We start from the raw sequence: 18,956 nt of genomic DNA, 5'->3' as shown, positions 1-18,956 counted from the left end.
TGATAGTGAGTAATAGAATGCGAATTGCTTTTTTTGGATCCAGTTTGGTTTCTGCTTACTGGAATGGTGCTGCAACTTATTATAGAGGGCTATTGAAAGCATTATATGATTTAGGTCACCGGATTACATTTTTTGAACCAGATGCTTATGACAGACAAAAACATCGTGATATTGAAGATCCTCATTATGCAAAAAGTATTGTTTATGAGGCATCAGAACCCGGATTAAAAAAAGCACTAAATATGGCCAGGGGGGCTGATGTTATCGTCAAAGCAAGTGGTGTTGGGTATCTTGATGATGTACTTGAAGAAGCTGTACTTGAATACAAGGCAAATGGGAGTATCGTAATTTTTTGGGATGTGGATGCTCCTGCAACTCTTGATAGAGTTAAATCAAATCGTAACGATCCATTTGCCTCCCTTATTCCGGAGTATGATATGATACTTACCTATGGGGGAGGGGAGATGGTTGTAAATGCGTATAAAAGCCTTGGAGCGAAAATATGTATTCCAGTTTATAATGCTCTTGATCCGTTTACTCACTATCCGGTAGAAAAAAATGAAAAGTTTGAATGCAGTTTAGGCTTCTTAGGAAATCGAATGCCTGACAGGGAACAAAGAGTAAGCGAATTTTTCTTTAAACCAGCTTCTCTCTTACCAGAATACAAATTTAAAATCGGTGGAAATGGTTGGGATAGTAAAATACCATCCCTTGGTAATCTTGAGTGCCTTGGGCATGTATATACTCATGAGCACAACCAATTTAATTGTTCATCAATGGCCATTCTCAATATTAACCGTCAGAGTATGGCAAGTTACGGCTTTTCTCCACCCACACGGATCTTTGAAGCGGCTGGGGCGGGAGCTTGTATCATAACCGATAAGTGGGACGGTATTGAGGCTTTTCTTCAACCACACAAAGAGTGTTTTGTTGCATCTAATGGAGAAAATGTTGCAGAAATACTAACCACAATAGATGAAGACATAGCCTTTGAAGTTGGACGTTCTGCAAGGAAAAGAATATTGGAGTCACACACGTATGTACATAGAGCTAAAGATGTTCAAAACGCAATTAACGAATATGTTGTTAGGGATAAGGAGGTTACTAATTGATGCTTTCTCCAGATTATGATATTGTTATCATGGGTCTAACTATTACCTCCTCTTGGGGAAATGGTCATGCAACAACATACCGTGGGTTAATGAAGGAGCTATCAGCCAGAGGTCACAAAGTATTATTTCTGGAAAGAGATATGCCTTGGTATGCTTGCAACAGAGATACTCCTGAACTGTCTCATGGTAAAATTGAACTATACAGTTCAATAGATGAGTTGAAACAGAAATATTTGTCTGTTATACAAAAAGCGGACTTGGTCATTGTCGGTTCTTTTGTTCCTGATGGTGTGGTTGTAGGTGAATGGGTTAACAGTGTTGCATGTGGAATTACAGCGTTTTATGATATTGATACACCGGTAACTATGTCAAAATTAAAGAGAAGAGAATATGATTATATTGCTCCTGACCTCATTTCTAAATATGATCTTTATCTGTCCTTTGCGGGTGGACCAATACTCAATATAATAGAAAATGTCTATAACTCCCCAATCGCAAGACCTCTCTATTGTTCGGTAGACCCTGAAGTGAATTACCATCAAAAAGTTGATATAAAATATGACTTAGGATACATGGGAACATTTAGTCCTGATAGGCAGGATTCACTGGAGATTCTGATGCTTCAGACTGCAAGGAAATGGCCTGAAGGCAAATTTATTGTTGCTGGGCCTCAGTATCCAAAAGAAATTAAATGGCCGGCAAATGTAAAAAAAGTGGAGCACCTGGCTCCGGCTGATCATCGACGATTCTACTGCTCCCAACGTTACACTCTTAATCTAACGCGAGCAGATATGATTGCATCAGGATATGCACCCTCTGTTAGGTTATTTGAAGCAGCTGCATGTGCAGTACCTGTTATTAGTGATTACTGGGAGGGGTTAGAGACATTTTTTAAGCCCAATGAAGAGATCATTATAAGTGGTTCAATGGAACAGACCTATAAGACTTTGCTTCAAATACCTCATTCACAACGTATGGAAATAGGTCAACAGGCACAAAAGAGGGTCTTGCAGGAGCACACTTCTGCTCATCGTGCCGAGGAGCTTGAGTATTACGTATTGGAGGCACACAAGGTTAAGCGTAAGAAATTTATGTCAAAGGCTCTTTTTATCACCTCACATCTAGAGGAGTATTATGATAGAGGCGATTAAACTTTGGAATGAACCAAATAACCTCTCCCATTGGGATTTTACATTAGATCCTGATTGGAAGCTGTTTTCTGCAATGACATCATTGGCGGCAAAGGCAATCAAGCGTACTCATCCTACTTTACCTGTTGTACTGGGCGGCATTTCACCAATTGATACAAATTATCTCACTCTTTTAAGCAGTTATGGTTTGTTTGATACTCTTGATGCTGTTGCAATACATGGATTTCCGCTTGATTGGAATCACTGGCAAATAGATGAATGGCCACAGAAAATAAAAGATGTAGAGAGCGTTTGTAGTCTGCCCGTATGGGTCACCGAGGTCGGCACATCATCTTTTGGTGCAGATGAAGTGCAGGTATTTGGTTTAAAACGAACTTCAGAGCTTTTGATGGGCAGGGTAGAGAGGATATTTTGGTACAGCTTGTTTGATCTTCCACCAGCCTGGGAAGCGACAACGCGACACAAAGAGAGTGAAGGAAGTTCCTATTATAGGCATTTTTATATGGGGCTTATACGGGCCGATGGAACAGCTAAACCAGCTTTAAGATATTTTCCTCCGGAGATGGGAATATGTCAATGGTTTCATTTTGAAGATCACCGGCTTGATTTTGCTATCGAATGCTTGAGAAAGATGGGAGTAAAAAAGCTTCGCACTGGTATAAGCTGGGCCGATTGGCACAGACCTAATGCAATAGATTGGTTTGATAAACAAATGGAGGCCTTAAAAGAATTTGACATTACTATAACACTATGCTTTACACCTCCATCAAGGGGCATACAGCCGTCAATTACAAGTCCTCCTATTATTCTTGAAGAGTTTGCAGAGTTTGCACAAGATGTGGTTGCACGATATGTAAAAAAAGAGACAACCATTTCAAAAGATTAGTAGGAGACAATTATGGTAGAACTTTTTTTAGTAAGGCATGGGTATGTAGATTTTTCTGGAAAAATACCGGGTAGGTTAAAAAATGTCCATTTAAGTGAAAGAGGTTACGAACAATCAAAGCAATTAGTGAAAATTTTGGGAAAGAAAAAAATAGACGTAGTGTATAGTAGCCCTTTGGAACGTTGCGTGGAAACAGCAAAACCATTATGTGCAGAATATGGTATACCACTACAATTGGACTCACTACTCATAGAATTAGATTATGGGAACTGGAATGGAAAAACATTTGAATCGCTTGAACACGACTATGAATGGAAACGTTTTCATTCTTTTAGAAGTTTGACAAAAGCACCTAATGGTGAGAGTATGATATCTGTTCAAAATCGTATGATTACATTTATTGAAAAACTGAAAAGAGAAACACCCCATAGAAGGATTCTTATAGTTAGTCACAACGAACCTATTAAATCTGTTATTTCATATCTGTGTGGCATAGCTCTTGATATGTTTTTACGTTTAAGCATTGATCCTGGATCGATAAGTGAAATTAGATTGTTTCAGGATAGTGCAGTTTTAAAAACATTGAATTTTGTTGTGTGAATATCAATTTGAAAGGGACAAAAGAGTGACAGTGGTGATTTTTGGGCTTGCAATAAGCTCATCATGGGGAAATGGACATGCTACTTTATGGAGAGGTATCATTAAGGAATTACTTAAACGTAATCATGAAGTGATTTTCTATGAACGTGATGTTCCATATTACGCTTCCCATCGAGATTACATCCCCCCAAAAGGCCTTCAATTAGTTCTGTATTCAACATGGAAAGAAGTTGAATACAGAGTAAAAAAAAGTTTAAAAAGAGCAGATGCAGCTATAATAACTTCCTATTGTAAAAATTCACAGGATGCATATAATGTGATTTTTAATTCAGATGTAAAAACAAAGATATTTTACGATCTTGACACTCCTGTAACTCTTAACCAAATTATAGATGGTGAATGGCCGGAGTATATACCATCAGAAAAACTAAGTTCATTTGATCTTGTTTTGAGTTACACTGGTGGAGATTCTGTAGATGGGTTAAAACGGCTATTGGGTGCAAAAAGAGTTGATACTCTCTATGGGTGTGTTGATCCCGATTGGCACAAACCTGTTGAACCACATCCTGACTATATATCAGATCTCAGTTATCTTGGAACGTATGCGTTAGATCGTCATGGTGGATTTAAAGAGCTGTTTTTAAGAGTGTCTGAAGAGTTTCCCGGGGGGCGCTTTTTGGCAGGTGGGGCTCAATATCCTGAGGATTTTGAGTGGAAAGCCAATATAAGTTTCGCGGGGCACGTACCACCACCCTTGCACAATGTGTTTTACTCGTCGAGTAAGTTTACATTAAATATTACCCGAAAAGAGATGGTAAAATGCGGATATTGTCCTTCGGCCAGGATATTTGAAGCAGCTGCATGCAGGGTACCTGTTATAAGTGATAGTTGGTCTGGAATAGAAAATTTCTTCGAACCCATTTCTGAAATACTAATAGCCAAAAGTTTTATGGATGTTATAGAAATGCTTCAAATGGATCAGGCACAGCGGGACAAAATTGCAAAATGTGCTCAAGAGAGGGTTTTTGATCAGCATAGAGCATATCATCGGGCACAAAAACTTGAAAATTTGATAGTAAGCATACAACAGAAGGAGTGTGTGTAATATGTGGGGGATAATTCCTGCTGCAGGATCAGGGTCTCGTATTCAACCTCTTGCATTTTCTAAAGAGCTTCTTCCTGTCGGCAGTAAGGTAGAAAATGGTAGATTACGTCCAAAGGCAGTGTGTGAATATTTAGTTGAGAGAATGGTAAGGGCAGGGGTCACAAAAATATGTTTTGTAATATCTTCGACCAAGAGTGATATATTGAGTTATTTTGGTCAGGGAAACGATTCAGTACATTTTTCATACACTATACAATCAAATCCATGTGGTCTTTGTGATTCAATCTTCAGAGCGCTACCTCTGATTAACAAGGATGAACAAGTGTTGGTAGGTTTACCCGACACTATTTGGTTTCCTGAAAAAGCATTATGTGAGCTACCTGACGATATATTTTCTCTTCTGTTATTTCCAGTAAAAAAACCTGAATTTTACGATGCTGTAGAATTAAATGATGACCTATCGGTAAAAAAGATTATGGTCAAACATGTGCAAAAACATACTAATCTCATATGGGGCGCATTTAAGCTTAACGGAAAAATACTACAAAAATTGTACAAATTATGGTGTTTGAAGGGTAAAAGAGATGAATATTTTGGAACTCTTATAAATACCTATATTGAAAGTGGGGAAAATGTTTTTGGGATATCTGCCGGTTCAAAGTATGTAGATGTAGGAACGGTTAATGGTTACTATGAATCTGTTCAACTACTAAAAGATTCACATGAAAATATAACAAGTGATAAAGAAGACTATCAGGAGCAATACTCGTGATTGATTCTTTTCTTGAGAAGCTATGCTATAAACCCAATAACGTAAATAGAAGAACTCTAATTGTAGCTGCTCATCCCGATGATGATGTTATAAGTATGGGAAGCAGGTTGCGATATTTAAAAGATGTTAAAATTGTATATATAACCGATGGTGCACCAAACATAGAACATTCAAATCTGGCAGGGTGTTATTCAAGAGAACAATATGCAAGAAAAAGAAGGAGAGAATCAGAACAAGCTTTAGATTGTGCTGGCTTATCCAAAGATTGTTGTATTTGGCTTGATATCACAGATCAGACGGCATCTTTTCGTATGGTTGAAATCATAAAAAAATTAGTGGATATAATTAAATACAACGGGATAGAAAAAATTATAACTCATACATACGAAGGGGGGCATCCAGATCACGATACAGCATCTTTTGTCGTATGGTCTGCTTGCAGAATGTTAAAAGAAGTTAATACAGATGTATATGAATTCTCATCTTATTTTAACCATGATTGTTCAATAAAGACCAACTATTTCCTGAATAATTTAACAAAAAGCATATCATCAAACATTAGTAATAATGATCTGGAAATAAAACATGAAATGGTTTCGTGCTATAAAACACAAGTAGAAATGATTAAACACTTTGATATAACAAAAGAAATTTTTAGAAAAGCACCCACTTATAATTATTTAAATAATCCTCATTCCGGAATATTGTTTTATGAGTTGATGGAATGGGGTATTACTGGAAGAGAGTGGCGTCAGGCTGCATCAGAATCTATGCATATGCTTGGCCTTAAAAGGAAATCTTAGATGGCTCTTACTGTACTAAACGTTGCTTATCCTTTTTCACCTTTAAAAGAAAGAACTGCTGGTGGAGCTGAGCAAATATTATTGCAACTAGACAGAGCACTGGTAGAAAATAATTTAAGAAGTATAGTCATAGCTTCCAGAGGATCAAAGGTTTTCGGTACTCTCATTGAAACATCATTTCCTGATGGAAAAATAGATGAGAAAACCCGTAGTTCAATTGAAAAAGAGTACAAAGCTAAGGTAGAAGAAGTTGCAAATCAGTATAAAGTTAACATCATTCACTATCACGGAATAAACTTTAATCGATATTTTTATGTAAATTCATATATTCCTTCACTTATTACAATACACTTACCATTGTCGTGGTATTCGGATGAGATTTATTCAATTCAGTCTCAACAGGTTTACTTTAACTGTGTATCTAATCATCAGTTTACTTCAGTCAAAAAAAAATTAAATAATCTATACTTAATTAATAACGGAGTACCTGAAAACAACGGTTCGGTTACCAATAGCCCGGGTAAGTATGCTTTGTGTATGGGGCGAATTTGTCCTGAAAAAAATTTTCATGAGGCATTTGATGCTGCAAAAAAGGCAAATATACCATTGCTATTAGTAGGGGAAGTATTTCCATACGAAGAACATATTAAATACTATCAAAATACACTTTTACCCCGAATAGATGAAAAAAAATACAGGTTTATCGGATCAGCATCACTTTTTCACCGATACAAATTACTGCGTAATTCCAGATGCTTACTTGTAAGCAGTAAGGCTCCCGAAACGAGTTCGTTGGTTGCGATGGAAGCACTTTCCTGTGGTACACCTGTTATCGCTTATACATCGGGTGCCCTTAAAGATATTGTAGAAAACGGGAAAAATGGGTTTTTAGTGGAAAATATTCAGGAAATGGCTGAGGCAATTAAAAACGTTTCTGAAATTAGTAGAGAGTATTGTAAAAATACTTATGAACATTATTATTCAAGAGAGAGAATGGTAAAAGAATATATCAATACATATAACAAAATAATTAATAAGTGTAAAATGCAAGAATCAAATGTGAGTTGGTAATAAGTGCGTTTAGAAGAAATAAATTCTGTTAAAAAGCTTAAATCTATAATTGCTCAGTGGAATGATTTGATTTATGAGAGCAAAACAGCTACACCGTTTCAGAGTCCTGAGTGGATACTTAATTGGTGGTATCAATTTGGAAATGATCATCTCAGGGTGATTACTGTATATAACTCAGAAAACAAACTTATTGCATTGGCACCTTTGTTTCTCTACGAGGTGCACGGTGAAAAAACGCTAAGTTTTATAGGTTCGGGAATTAGTGATTATCTCGATATCATTATCAAGAATGGATATGAAACTCAGGTACTCAATTCATTATATAAATATTTTCAACATAATCAACATCAGTATAGTATTATTGATCTTCAGGAAGTAAAAAAAGATTCAATACTCTTAACAATAAAAAATGATAAATTAACAAGTGTTCATATTACGCAGCTAAGTAGATGTCCATATCTAATACTACCAAATAGTTCTGATGAATTTATTACGCACATTGCTTCCAAAAAACTGAGAAAAAATATAAGGAGAGGGATTAAATATCTTGAAAAGAATAAAAGCATGGTTTCGATGGAAATCGCGGATGATAATACATTTGAAGTGTTTATGGACGATTTAATTAAGGTTCATACAAAGCGCTGGAAAAACAAAGGAATGAATGGTGTGTTATCAGAAGATAAGGTCAAAAAATTCCACCTGTGCTCTGGAAGAGAAATGGTCAGAAATAACAGGCTATTACTTTATAGGTTCAGTTGTGAAGAAAAGGTTTGTGCTGCATTCTATATCCTGGTGCATAATGATTGTGCTTATGGGTATATAAGTGGTTTCGATGCTAATTTTGAAAATGTTAGTATTGGATCGGTGTGTTTGTATCTTGCTATGAAAGATTTAATAGCAAAAGGCTTTAGAGTTTTTGATTTTTTAAGAGGAGAGGAAGATTATAAATATAGCTGGGGCGCCAAAAATAGAGTCAATCATCAGATTATTTTAACTTCCGGAGTTAACTAAATTGACTAAAATATTTTTAATTAGACATGGTATTTGCGATTCCGTTGACAGTAAACTGAATGGAAGAACCTTAGGAGTTCATCTCAATAAACAGGGGAGGGAACAGGTCAAAGCTCTTTCCCAACTGTTCGTAAATACACCTTTGAATCATATAGTATCTTCACCACTTGAAAGAGCCGTAGAAACAGCTGAAACCATTGGGCTCAGTCAAGATCTGAAAGTGTCTACTGATGAAAGTTTTAATGAGATTGATTTTGGTAAGTGGACTGGTAAAAGTTTTGAAGATTTAGATGAGGATCCACTATGGCAAAGGTTCAACTCTTTTAGGGAGATGGTTAGAGCTCCTGATGGAGAGATGATGATTGAAGTACAAAGTCGCCAGGTCCAAAAAGTTGAAGAGTTGAGAAAAAATTATTCGGGTGGTAACATTGCAATTGTGGGTCACAGTGATCCATTAAAAGCTATACTATGTTACTATGGAGGGATTGATCTTGGGTCAATGCACCGACTAACCATCGATACTGCATCTGTTTCGGTTTTGGATATCGGCGATGAATATGTTGAAATATCACTAATTAATTACACAGGGCGTCTCTGAAAGGCATTGATATGCTGGTTTATGCTAATCACAATTTGATCTGTAGAACAGAGACGTTTCTTGAAGAGGTAAAAAGATGTGCCGATCGGATTTTAGATAGAGCAACTGAAGACAGTATCGTTGAATTACTAATCGAGTGTGGGGAATTCGAGAGCTGTGTGTGTGACTACTATAGTCCAAATGCAGAACACTTCACTCGTGCCGGAGGTTTGTTAAGACAATTAACGATTCTCAGCGCACAGGTATATTATGATTATTTAAAAAACGGCAGATCTTTGGAAAAAATGACACAGTTTTTTCCTCTCTTCAAACACCTTAAAGCAACCCAGTTGCCTTATTATGTTCAAAGAAGAATACCAGAGGGGTATGCTTTTTACAGTTTGTACCCTGAAACCTTCTATGATGCTTCAGAAAAAATTATTGATGAATTACACCCTAAAAAGGTTGTATGCATTGGATTGAGAAGTATCGGAACCAGTCTGAGTGCTGCGGTCACTTCTGTTTTACTTGCAAATGGGGTAGATGTCTCCAGTTTTACTGTAAGGCCTTTTGGTGATACATTTAACAGACAAATTAAACTCGATAACCAAATGATCGAAAAGTTTATTCACTGGGATGCGTACTACTTAATTGTTGATGAGGGGCCGGGATTAAGTGGTTCATCCTTCTGTGGAACTGCCGAATATCTTGAAAAATTTGGTATCCCGGGGGAGAGAATAGTGTTTCTTCCAAGCTGGATTCCCAGTTCAAAAAACTTTGTGTGCCAAAAATCACGTGAACGCTGGAATAATTATAAAAAGTTCACGGGTGAATTTGATAAAGTATGGAAAAAAATTCAAAACAACTTAATAAGCGCAGAGCCGACACTAACAGATATTTCAGGGGGAAAATGGCGATATCATTTATTTTCCAGGCCTGCCCTTTGGCCGGCAGTAAACCCCTATCATGAGAGAAGAAAATACCTTTTAGATACCATTAATACCGGAACTATAGTCGCAAAGTTCTCTGGTCTTGGGAGGTATCAGAAAGAGACTGAGAAGATCGCAACAATTTTGAGTAATACTTATTCTTCACCGGTTCTAAAAGTTCAAAACGGTTTTGTTTTTTACCGGTTTATGGATGTAAAAGAAGATGCCAGCAGCTCTTTGTGCACACTTTTTCACACTGTTGTCGATTACTTAGTATTTAGAAGTAAAAGACTACTTTGTGAACAGCTGACCTCCTATGAGCAGATGCTTGAGATGATTGAAGGTAATATTTCAAAGATTGGAAGAAAAGATCTGCTTAAAAAGCTCAAAAAAGTTTTAATCAACACTGAACTGTACAGGAGACGTCCGATAGCCGTAGATAGCAGGATGTTGCCACATAAGTGGATTTATTCTGAAAACAGGTGGGTGAAATTGGATGGAACAGACCATTATCGGGATCAGTTTTTACCAGCCGCACAAGATATAGCATGGGATATTGCCGGCTTTTGTATAGAATTTGCACTCTGTAACAGGAGTACAAAAGATTTTTTGAGTATATATAAAGAAAAATCGGGTGATTATGAGTTGGATAGAGTTTTGCCTTTTCATTTTATAGCCTATACGGTGTTTAGAATCGGATATTCAGCTTTGGCAAAGGAATCATTGTCAGGAACTGTAGAGGCACAAAGGTTTAACCAGAAGCTACAGTTTTATATAAGGTGTCTCGAAACTAAACTAGAGGAATACAACACTACCTATTAGTGGAGCAACAATGAAACAGATAGAAAAAGAGATAGAAGACTTAAAACCCTGGTTTCACAACTTGCATCTGCCTGATGGTACTCAGACATCTCCTGAACACCCACTGGGAGATTTTCCTAAATTCAAATGGGAGCTAATAGCTCCGTTTATTCCCTCTGATCTTAGCGGTGTTAACGTGCTTGATATCGGCTGTAATGCCGGGTATTACTCTTTTCAACTGGCACGTTTGGGTGCGAAGGTAACCGCCATAGATATTGATGAGCATTTTTTAAAACAGGCCTTGTGGGCATCGAAGGTGTTTGGGTTGGAAAAAAACATTGAGTTTAAAAAGATGCAGGTATATGATCTTGCGCATGAGTCTCAAACCTATGATCTGATCTGGTTCATGGGTGTATTTTATCATCTTAGATACCCTCTTCTTGCAATGGATATTATCTCCCGAATTAGTTCCGAAATGATGGTATTTCAAACTTTAAAGATGCCAGGAGTTGAACAGTATACCAGTGTTAGCGACCTTGATCTTTTTAAACGAGAAACTCTCCTTCAAACAGGATGGCCAAAGATGGCTTTCATTGAAGAACGGGTGGCCGGTGACCCCACTAATTGGTGGGTACCAAATGGTGGGGCAATAGAAGCTATGCTGCGTTCATCAAATTTTACTGTCAATCACAGACCAGATGATGAGATATTTGTATGTTCAAGAAATACTGTGGTAATACATGAAGAGGATATGAGGGAGAAAGAGTACAGGGCTGCTGCTGGAATAGATAAAAGAAACTAAGGTTAAGGAGGGTAAATTGAATCATCACTGGTTTGGTCCTTAGTATCAACAACTTTACTTTTAAGCTGGGTTGCGTATCTTAGTGTTAAAAAATTCAGTGTACTTAAAATCAGTGCTATTTCATAGCGTTTCCAGGCTACAGCCATTCCAATTGCTCCGGTATTCCATAGACTTGCAGCGGTTGCCGTTCCGGTCACCATATTTTGATTCTTAAGAATAGCACCTCCGCCAATAAAACCCATTCCGGTGATTATTCCATACATTACCCTTGATTGCGGTTCAGGGCCAAGTAGCATTGTTGTACCAATTATCATATAACCACAGGCTGCAACTGCTACCAGGGGAAACGTTCTTATTCCGGCGCTTCTTGAATCCCTTTCTCTTTCAAAGCCGATGGGAAGCGCAAAACCATACGCCAATAAAAGATGTAAAAGGTGAGAAAGTATTGTGCTAAAATCAAAATCCACCTAAAGTGCTCCTGTAAATAGCCGATTTATCAAGTGACACCGGGCAGATAGAGAAAGGGTAAGAGGGTAGAAAATCTGTTTTTCAAAGTGAATTAAGCGGGTTATTGAAGATCCTAAACAATTGTTACCGTATTGTTATGTTCCTTCAATAACCCATTTGCAAGAGATCAGATACCTAATCCCAGACCTATGTTGATTGAAAAGTACTGAAACGTATCATCATTTCCGTCAAAGATCAGGTGAAAAGCAGGATAGAGTTCCAGGGAGAGATAATCCGGGCTACCAAGTAACAGGCCTGCACCAATTTGTGCTCCGAATCTGTAGCGCCAATCATCGCCGAATATCTCTGAAACAGGGTTTCCATCTTCATCGTTACCATTTACTTCAACTTCATCACTCAGTCCATATAAGCCCGCGCCTCCGTGCAAAAAGAATTGAATCGGACTGAGAGGGTATGCGGTTGTGAGCCTTACAATGGGAACAACTTCAAACGCCCTGGCTTCTCCCTCTACTTCAGCATCGATTATATCAAAGGGATCAATATCCTCCAGGAATTCTGCTTCATCTGGTCCCCATCTGTTATAGGCAATTCGTCCACCCAGACTCAAATTATCGGTAATACGAATTAAAAAATTACCTCCCCCGGAATATCCCCATGAAAACTGATCCATTAAATCTCCCGCGGGTCTCGAAACGCCAGCATCAAGGGTCAGACGCAGATCTTGTGCAGATGAAGAGCCAGCAGTGAAAAGGATGAAAAAAGCAACGATAAAACTGATTTTAAATACTTTCATAGTGATCTCCTTTTAAAGCAACTGCTCAAAAAAAACAACAATGTGTAAAGAAGCCTTTAAACGGAACGCAAGATCTTTGCTGCACTGCTATAGAATTAACCGATTTTCACTGTTTTTAGAAAGCTTTTTTTAGGTTTAAAAAGATGTTTCAATCTTTTTTGTGCCTGCTTTCCGCTTTTTGATGTCTTGTGCAAAAATCCTTTAGTCACTCTTTTACTTTTCCACTTTACTACCTTTGTGACAATGCCAACTGATGAAGCTGCCAAAAGAGAAATCAATGTTTTTTTTACCACACCCATAAAGTACCTCCCTCAACGTGTTGATCAATTATCATACCTTTGGTGGCTTTTTTACCAGCCCAACCAGGAGCGTAATTAGAAATAACACAATAAAAACGATAAACAGAATCGTTGCAAGTTCGACAGTTAAAACTGCTATACCTGTGAAGCCAAGTACTGCTACTAAAATTGCCAGAATAAGTAAAAGAAACGACAATGATAACATAACTACCTCTCTCTTTCTCTATGGATGATCAAAAAGTGCAATTTATGTACCAGATTCTATTATCTTTACTGCGCTTGCATCCCGGGAGGGCTCTATTGGTGTACCTCGTGAGTTTGCATACTGTTGGGTAAATTCGGCTCCAAGAAAAAGGATTTGTGCTGAATAGTATAGCCATATTAGTACTGCCACAAGGGATCCGGCTGCTCCGTAGGTTGATGTTACTGAGAATTCACTGAGATAAATTCCAAGCAAAATCCGTCCTACTGAGAAAAGAAATGAGGTAAAGAGCGCACCTATTGTTGCCGTAATCCAGTCCAGTTTTGCGTTGGGGATATATTTTAAAATCAGCGCGAATATGAAGGTGGTCACTGCATATAGAAAAAAAAAGTTCACTGTTTGCCACAGAAACGGTATGGTTGGGGTGTATTCTTCAATGCGGTCAATCAGCGCGAAAATAACCGTGTTTAAAACCGCAGTAGCAAGAAGAAATAATCCACTAAACAGAACGAGAATAAGTGCAAACGCTTTCATTTTGATTTTATGAACTATACCCAGCTTTTCTTTTAGGCGAATATGCCAGATTGAATTAATTGATGCTCTCAGGTGATTAAAGACCCTTGATGCGCCCCAGAGCAGAATCGCTACACTGATAAGGGTAGCGGTGATACCTGAGGTTGGACGTGCTGCCTGAACAATCAGATCTTCTACATACCTGGCAGCACCTTCACCCATCATATCGCCCAATTGGTCAACGATAAGCCCCTGTGCCGCATCCTCCCCGTACACTGCCCCGATGATCGCAACAGCGATTATAAGCAGCGGAGCAATGGAGAAAAGTGAATAATACGCAAGAGCAGCAGCATGGCGTGGGGCATTATCTTTGGCAAAGTGAATCACTGAATCTTTAAGCAGCTTAAACAATTATATCCTCCTCATAACTCCATAAGCAGTTTTAGTTATCCCCTTAATTTTCACGCTCTCCTATACAGTATAGGTGACCGGGAAAGATAGTTGAAGTCTTAATATTCCATGTTGCATTGAACGGGTCAACTAATTTATCAATTTCTTCCTTTAAAAACCCTCTTTTTATTGATCGTTTTCCATCCTCGCAAATAAAACTGTTGTGAAAAAAAGGTTTAGATAGCAATGGAAAAAGATAATAACTGATAGCACTGCGGTACAGATCATTGAGCAAAAAGAGGCGTTTTGATGCCGTGAATATAAGGGGGATAAGAGTTTGAAGCTCATCGTCAGAGAAGTGATGAAGTACATGATTTGCTACTACATAGTCGTATTTGTTAGCTTTAAGGACCTGTGTCAGGTCTGAAATGATAAAATCTATTTCAGGGTAGTCTTTGCACAGATGTTTTCCAAAAGATACGATGCGGGGATCGTAATCCACACAGGTAATGTTGCACCTCAAGCCTTTCTCTCTGCATCGTCTGATAAGCCATAGGGAGATATCGCACCCGCCACAACCCATATCAAGCAGTGATGCTTCTTTAACCTTTTCTAAATCGCTTAAAACTGATTGTTTCAACAAGTATCGTACTCTTGAAAAAAGCAGGTTTACCAATTTGAACTGCTGAAGTGTTTTTATTAGCTGTTTAGTGTCACAAGACTTGCTGTCCATGATTTCAGGCTCTTGTGAGCGGGATAACAATTGATCCCTTACTATTGAATTCATCGAAAATCCTTTTTTTGTACTACATGGTTGGCAACATAATTGCAAACTCAATGAACGCTGGTTTAATCTTTACGCAATAACCGGACCCCTTATAGTGGAGAGTTGGGTGGAAAAATACAGTGATGATTTGTTTTTCAGACCACAGCAGAAAAGACGATTCAATTCTTATCTCTTTTCTGTTGTGGCTCCAAAGTATCATATAACCACTAAAGCCCTTTCGCTTCTAAACGATAAACGCTGGAAAAGGACGCTTACCGAAGCATTACCTGATGATGGCAAGAAGCAGAAAATTTCGGTTCTCGATATAGCTTGTGGGACCGGAGATATCACCGACCTTTTGAAAGAAAAATTCCCCGCAGCATCTGTTACCGGTATCGATCTGGTACCCTCGATGCTTTGCAGGGCTAAGGAAAACTGTAGTCCCGATGTCTCGTTGTGCGCGCAAGATATGTGCAAATTGGCATTCAAAAATGAATCGTTTGATCTGGTAACCGGCGGGTACGCCTTACGTAATGCTCCGGATCTTAACGGCGCGTTAGATGAATTCTGGCGAATTTTAAAACCAGGTGCAACTGCTCATTTTCTGGAATTTAGCAAACCACCTCAAAAGGTTCTACAGTTCAATCAGTACTGCATTTTAAAGCTGTGGGGTGCGTTGTGGGGCTATATACTCCATAGAGACTGTTCAGTTTACACCTACATTGCAGAGAGTCTCAGGAGGTACCCGGATAAAGTTTCTCTTCACCTCACGTTTGCCAAACGAGGATTTAAAGTACTCAGGTCACAATTAAAGTTTTTGGGGATTATTGAACTGCTCTCGCTTCAAAAACTTTAAACAGCTTTAAGGCGCTTTCCTGCCCGGCGACTTGTCTGCGCTGCAAACAATTTTGAAACAGAGCTGATAAGTCCGCTAATTATGTTCCAGGTGATTAACTCTTTCCAGGACCTGACCTCGCCTTCCTCTTTGGGAGGATCTTTTTTGGTGATCAGTTTCCATACCTTTTTGAGGCTGAGGTTGATTATAAATCCACTCACTGAGACTATGATCATCATCGCTAGTTTCCACATCTTTTTTCGTACTTTCTTTTTCATTACTACACCTCTGTTTACTTGGTTTATCACTAATCTTCAGTACTATTGAGTAAGCAAAAACCGGGCACAGTAACCGTTAATTGTACGGTGTGTGTGTTTCGTAGGGGGAGGACACCCACAAGGGGTGTCCCTACCACACACCTACCACATACATACCACATACATACCACATACATACCACATACATACCACATACATACCACATACATACCACATACATACCCGCATACATACCCACATACATACCACATACATACCACATACATACCACATACATACCACATACATACCCGCATACATACCCGCATACATACCCACATACATACCACATACATACCCGCATACATACCCGCATACATACCCGCATACATACCCGCATACATACCCGCATATACCCGCATACATACCCGCATACATACCCGCATATACCCGCATACATACCCGCATATACCCGCATACATACCCGCATACATACCCGCATATACCCGCATACATACCCGCATATACCCGCATATACCCGCATACATACCCGCATATACCCGCATACATACCCGCATACATACCCGCATACATACCCGCATACATACCCGCATACATACCCGCATACATACCCGCATACATACCCGCATACATACCCGCATATACCCGCATATACCCGCATATACCCCCATATACCCCCATATACCCGCATTCCACATTCCACATTCCACATTCCATGAACCCTTCCATACCGCCAACGAAACCCTTCTGCACACCCCACAACCCCTTCCACACCCATGTTTCACCATTCCCGAGTACTGTTTGGCTCTTACCGGGTTCGTTTTCACAGTTCCCGATAGCAGTTTTAACCTTCCCGATGAACGTTTTACTTCTTCTGTTACCCGTTTCACTCTTCCATAGAGCCGTTCCGGTTTTCCCGGGTACAGAGAAATGCTTCAGGGTGGGTGAGAAGTAGGAAATGGGGCTAAAGTAATGGTTCAGAGGGTCAAATAATTAGTTCGTGGGCACTGAGAAATGGTTCGTAGAGGAAAAGAATTGGTCTAAACGGGGTGAGAAATACTTTTTGGGGTGAAATGACCCCATCGCTTAAGGGTATTTTGTAAAAATGGGTATAGAAATGCTGTGATCCCTGAAAAACAGGGTGCTTAAAGAGGTGGTTTAGTAGGTACAGAGTACGTTTGTGTTGTGCTTAACTATCCGGTGGCGGGCCGGGGTTAGTGCTTTTAGTTACAACCGATGGTTGGTACATGGGTTTTACACCTTTTAGCGCGGCAGTTTGAACGTTTCCTCTTTTCTTTGGCTTTGGCGAGGCAAACCCCCGTGGTCTTCCCCGTTTGGGGCGACGCCAGTAGGAGTTCGCGTACAGTTTTCTACGTCTTGAGTGACGCATGGCAAACTTACCACAAATACGTATCTCCTCTACTATTCTATAGAGTTTCGAATAGAGCTCATCACGCGCCTTGCGCTCTTTTGAATCGACAGGTCTACTCTGTCTTCTAAAGATTATTTTCTCTGTAAGGTTAAAGGAGTGATGAACCGCCTCTTCCAGAATAGACATATCAAAGTTTATCTTCTCAAGCATCCACCTTTTCCTTCTGCCCATCACCGCCAGGTCATTTAGATGCTGACTCACCTCATAACCACTGCGTGTTTTATAGTAGGGAACTACCAGTTTAACACCGGCCTTCTTTGCCGCAAACCGCAGAGACCGGGAGAGGTCGGTACGAAACTTACACATTTCAGCAATATACTTTTTAAGCTCTTTACCCTCTTGAACACTATCTTTTTTTACATTTATCCAATCGCTGTGAGCTTTGGAAAGATCTAACACAAGCTGAGGGATAGCGTCAACAAGCGACATATCGAGCCCGACCTTCTTAACAGCTTCAAGATCGGAGTAGCAAATTTTGTGCATATCACATGCCTGTTGCAGAAGTACCGCAAGGGGCATTTTGATAGGTACAAGTGGTTGTGATGATTCCATATATTCACTCCTGTTATAATAGTGTGTTAAAATTAAAATGTTTTCTGGAGGGGAATAATGTCTAACAAAAAGTAAAAAAAGTGAGTTTGGAATTCTGGATTAAGGTTGTATAGTGGGACAAGAACGATAAAACGTACGAATTTGTCTGTTAATCTGATTAAACATATGGTAATAAATATGTAATGCTTCGAAGGGGTTACGGCCATAACAGTTTTTTTTATTTGTGTCGCCCGGCACCCCTACGCAGCAGCTACTGCTACGGAGGCCAGGGAGGCAAAGTTGGCCATCCCTCAGATAGCCCTGATGGCAAGTGAATGGTTCTTCACGGAGGCGCTAAGGACCTTGCTTGCCTCGTAGTGGGTGATGCGAAGCGGGATATCGACAAGAATGGGAGAGAGATTAAGACCAAAGGCTCCCTGCGAGACAAGAATTCCAAATTCCTACCGAGATTATAGCTTAAGGGTCCCCCCAAACGGATCTTTTCACGCTTTTACCATTGCCGCCCGGGGGTGACCCAAACTACCGCCTTTAGCCCCATATAAAAGAAACATGGCGTAAGGGAGAATTTCAGTCCCGGGTGGAACCGGTGCTGGTTATATAGGGATTTGGGCCACAGCCCGGGGGACTAAAGCAGCGGTCCCTGAACCTTCAATGGTTTTATATCTTTTGCTATCAATAGCCGGTGGGGCTGCGGCGATCTTTAAAAAGAGATAGATTTCTATACAGTGCTTTCTGTAACTAATTGCCCAAAAAAGGTGGGGGGGGTTATAGCTCTCACCTTTTCGTAAAAAATCAGAGCAACTGAATC

At 39.3% G+C, this 18,956-nt stretch carries 23 protein-coding genes; 13 read left to right on the top strand and 10 right to left on the bottom strand.

The genetic code is table 11. From position 1 onward, the window contains the following. Positions 1-5 precede the first annotated feature (5 nt). From QA601_09750 to QA601_09695, 12 genes are read left to right on the top strand one after another with little or no spacing between them, the layout of a single operon-like run. Complete coding sequence (locus QA601_09750) at positions 6-1,112, top strand: glycosyltransferase (GenBank protein MDG5815363.1); 1,107 nt, start codon at positions 6-8, stop codon at positions 1,110-1,112. After that, positions 1,112-2,263, top strand: a complete 1,152-nt coding sequence (locus QA601_09745) for a glycosyltransferase (GenBank protein MDG5815362.1) — start codon at positions 1,112-1,114, stop codon at positions 2,261-2,263. Before QA601_09750 ends, QA601_09745 begins: the two co-directional genes overlap by 1 nt. Then, positions 2,247-3,149, top strand: coding sequence for a glycosyl hydrolase (locus tag QA601_09740; GenBank protein MDG5815361.1), 903 nt, complete (start codon positions 2,247-2,249; stop codon positions 3,147-3,149). Before QA601_09745 ends, QA601_09740 begins: the two co-directional genes overlap by 17 nt. A 12-nt stretch (positions 3,150-3,161) precedes the next feature. Further along, positions 3,162-3,749, top strand: a complete 588-nt coding sequence (locus tag QA601_09735; protein MDG5815360.1) for a histidine phosphatase family protein — start codon at positions 3,162-3,164, stop codon at positions 3,747-3,749. A 25-nt stretch (positions 3,750-3,774) separates the two neighbouring features. After that, positions 3,775-4,854: a glycosyltransferase gene (locus tag QA601_09730; protein MDG5815359.1), complete on the top strand. Its 1,080-nt coding sequence runs from the start codon at positions 3,775-3,777 to the stop codon at positions 4,852-4,854. Between the two features lies 1 nt (position 4,855). Continuing rightward, complete coding sequence (locus QA601_09725; protein MDG5815358.1) at positions 4,856-5,626, top strand: sugar phosphate nucleotidyltransferase; 771 nt, start codon at positions 4,856-4,858, stop codon at positions 5,624-5,626. Then, on the top strand, positions 5,623-6,429 hold the full coding sequence (locus QA601_09720) for a PIG-L family deacetylase (protein ID MDG5815357.1): 807 nt from the start codon (positions 5,623-5,625) through the stop codon (positions 6,427-6,429). The genes QA601_09725 and QA601_09720 overlap by 4 nt, the downstream gene beginning before the upstream one ends. Then, complete coding sequence (locus QA601_09715; protein MDG5815356.1) at positions 6,430-7,500, top strand: glycosyltransferase; 1,071 nt, start codon at positions 6,430-6,432, stop codon at positions 7,498-7,500. Positions 7,501-7,503: 3 nt separating this feature from the next. Continuing rightward, the gene (locus QA601_09710) at positions 7,504-8,511 is read left to right on the top strand and encodes a GNAT family N-acetyltransferase (GenBank protein ID MDG5815355.1); all 1,008 of its coding nucleotides are present in this window, start codon (positions 7,504-7,506) and stop codon (positions 8,509-8,511) included. 1 nt (position 8,512) lies between these two features. Beyond that, positions 8,513-9,109 carry a histidine phosphatase family protein gene (locus QA601_09705; GenBank protein ID MDG5815354.1) on the top strand — a complete coding sequence of 199 codons (597 nt, stop codon included), beginning with the start codon at positions 8,513-8,515 and terminating at the stop codon, positions 9,107-9,109. 11 nt (positions 9,110-9,120) lie between these two features. Continuing rightward, positions 9,121-10,839, top strand: coding sequence for a hypothetical protein (locus tag QA601_09700; protein MDG5815353.1), 1,719 nt, complete (start codon positions 9,121-9,123; stop codon positions 10,837-10,839). A gap of 10 nt (positions 10,840-10,849) precedes the next feature. Then, positions 10,850-11,620, top strand: coding sequence for a TIGR04290 family methyltransferase (locus tag QA601_09695; protein MDG5815352.1), 771 nt, complete (start codon positions 10,850-10,852; stop codon positions 11,618-11,620). Positions 11,621-11,622: 2 nt separating this feature from the next. Here QA601_09695 and QA601_09690 read toward each other — a convergent pair whose 3' ends face one another. The 6 genes from QA601_09690 to QA601_09665 all read right to left on the bottom strand — a co-directional run bounded on the left by QA601_09690 (position 11,623) and on the right by QA601_09665 (position 15,072). Beyond that, on the bottom strand, positions 11,623-12,087 hold the full coding sequence (locus QA601_09690) for an MgtC/SapB family protein (GenBank protein ID MDG5815351.1): 465 nt from the start codon (positions 12,085-12,087) through the stop codon (positions 11,623-11,625). A gap of 167 nt (positions 12,088-12,254) precedes the next feature. Further along, on the bottom strand, positions 12,255-12,881 hold the full coding sequence (locus QA601_09685; GenBank protein MDG5815350.1) for a hypothetical protein: 627 nt from the start codon (positions 12,879-12,881) through the stop codon (positions 12,255-12,257). A 95-nt stretch (positions 12,882-12,976) separates the two neighbouring features. Next, entirely contained in the window at positions 12,977-13,174 is a 198-nt protein-coding gene (locus QA601_09680) for a hypothetical protein (protein ID MDG5815349.1), read from the bottom strand. Positions 13,175-13,211: 37 nt separating this feature from the next. Beyond that, complete coding sequence (locus tag QA601_09675) at positions 13,212-13,385, bottom strand: DUF1328 domain-containing protein (protein MDG5815348.1); 174 nt, start codon at positions 13,383-13,385, stop codon at positions 13,212-13,214. Positions 13,386-13,427: 42 nt separating this feature from the next. Further along, the gene (locus QA601_09670; protein ID MDG5815347.1) at positions 13,428-14,306 is read right to left on the bottom strand and encodes a YihY/virulence factor BrkB family protein; all 879 of its coding nucleotides are present in this window, start codon (positions 14,304-14,306) and stop codon (positions 13,428-13,430) included. 43 nt (positions 14,307-14,349) lie between these two features. Beyond that, on the bottom strand, positions 14,350-15,072 hold the full coding sequence (locus QA601_09665) for a methyltransferase domain-containing protein (GenBank protein MDG5815346.1): 723 nt from the start codon (positions 15,070-15,072) through the stop codon (positions 14,350-14,352). A gap of 106 nt (positions 15,073-15,178) precedes the next feature. On the opposite strand from QA601_09665, the gene QA601_09660 reads away from it, so the two are divergent. Beyond that, positions 15,179-15,907: a class I SAM-dependent methyltransferase gene (locus QA601_09660; GenBank protein ID MDG5815345.1), complete on the top strand. Its 729-nt coding sequence runs from the start codon at positions 15,179-15,181 to the stop codon at positions 15,905-15,907. Here the strand turns inward: QA601_09660 and QA601_09655 are convergent. From QA601_09655 to QA601_09640, 4 genes are all read right to left on the bottom strand, one after another. Continuing rightward, positions 15,904-16,164 carry a DUF4235 domain-containing protein gene (locus QA601_09655; protein ID MDG5815344.1) on the bottom strand — a complete coding sequence of 87 codons (261 nt, stop codon included), beginning with the start codon at positions 16,162-16,164 and terminating at the stop codon, positions 15,904-15,906. The genes QA601_09660 and QA601_09655 overlap by 4 nt on opposite strands. Positions 16,165-16,305: 141 nt before the next feature. Beyond that, positions 16,306-16,917 (bottom strand): hypothetical protein, encoded by a 612-nt coding sequence (locus tag QA601_09650; GenBank protein ID MDG5815343.1) that lies wholly within the window; start codon positions 16,915-16,917, stop codon positions 16,306-16,308. 436 nt (positions 16,918-17,353) lie between these two features. After that, complete coding sequence (locus QA601_09645; protein MDG5815342.1) at positions 17,354-18,148, bottom strand: hypothetical protein; 795 nt, start codon at positions 18,146-18,148, stop codon at positions 17,354-17,356. A gap of 593 nt (positions 18,149-18,741) precedes the next feature. Continuing rightward, positions 18,742-18,956: hypothetical protein (locus QA601_09640; GenBank protein ID MDG5815341.1), on the bottom strand; the 215-nt coding region annotated here is incomplete at its 5' end.

The organism is Chitinispirillales bacterium ANBcel5 (assembly GCA_029688955.1).
GTDB lineage: Bacteria > Fibrobacterota > Chitinivibrionia > Chitinivibrionales > Chitinispirillaceae > Cellulosispirillum > Cellulosispirillum alkaliphilum.
This window is presented reverse-complemented; position numbering and strand designations above follow the sequence as displayed.

What these genes read in the sequence shown, in the direction of transcription:
- QA601_09745 (MDG5815362.1), top strand. Translation starts at nt 1,112, where the DNA reads ATGCTTTCTCCAGATTATGATATTGTTATCATGGGTCTAACTATTACC.
- QA601_09740 (MDG5815361.1), top strand. Translation starts at nt 2,247, where the DNA reads ATGATAGAGGCGATTAAACTTTGGAATGAACCAAATAACCTCTCCCAT.
- QA601_09735 (MDG5815360.1), top strand. Translation starts at nt 3,162, where the DNA reads ATGGTAGAACTTTTTTTAGTAAGGCATGGGTATGTAGATTTTTCTGGA.
- QA601_09725 (MDG5815358.1), top strand. Translation starts at nt 4,856, where the DNA reads ATGTGGGGGATAATTCCTGCTGCAGGATCAGGGTCTCGTATTCAACCT.
- QA601_09715 (MDG5815356.1), top strand. Translation starts at nt 6,430, where the DNA reads ATGGCTCTTACTGTACTAAACGTTGCTTATCCTTTTTCACCTTTAAAA.
- QA601_09700 (MDG5815353.1), top strand. Translation starts at nt 9,121, where the DNA reads ATGCTGGTTTATGCTAATCACAATTTGATCTGTAGAACAGAGACGTTT.
- QA601_09695 (MDG5815352.1), top strand. Translation starts at nt 10,850, where the DNA reads ATGAAACAGATAGAAAAAGAGATAGAAGACTTAAAACCCTGGTTTCAC.
- QA601_09685 (MDG5815350.1), bottom strand. Translation starts at nt 12,881, where the DNA reads ATGAAAGTATTTAAAATCAGTTTTATCGTTGCTTTTTTCATCCTTTTC.
- QA601_09675 (MDG5815348.1), bottom strand. Translation starts at nt 13,385, where the DNA reads ATGTTATCATTGTCGTTTCTTTTACTTATTCTGGCAATTTTAGTAGCA.
- QA601_09665 (MDG5815346.1), bottom strand. Translation starts at nt 15,072, where the DNA reads ATGAATTCAATAGTAAGGGATCAATTGTTATCCCGCTCACAAGAGCCT.
- QA601_09655 (MDG5815344.1), bottom strand. Translation starts at nt 16,164, where the DNA reads ATGAAAAAGAAAGTACGAAAAAAGATGTGGAAACTAGCGATGATGATC.
- QA601_09645 (MDG5815342.1), bottom strand. Translation starts at nt 18,148, where the DNA reads ATGGAATCATCACAACCACTTGTACCTATCAAAATGCCCCTTGCGGTA.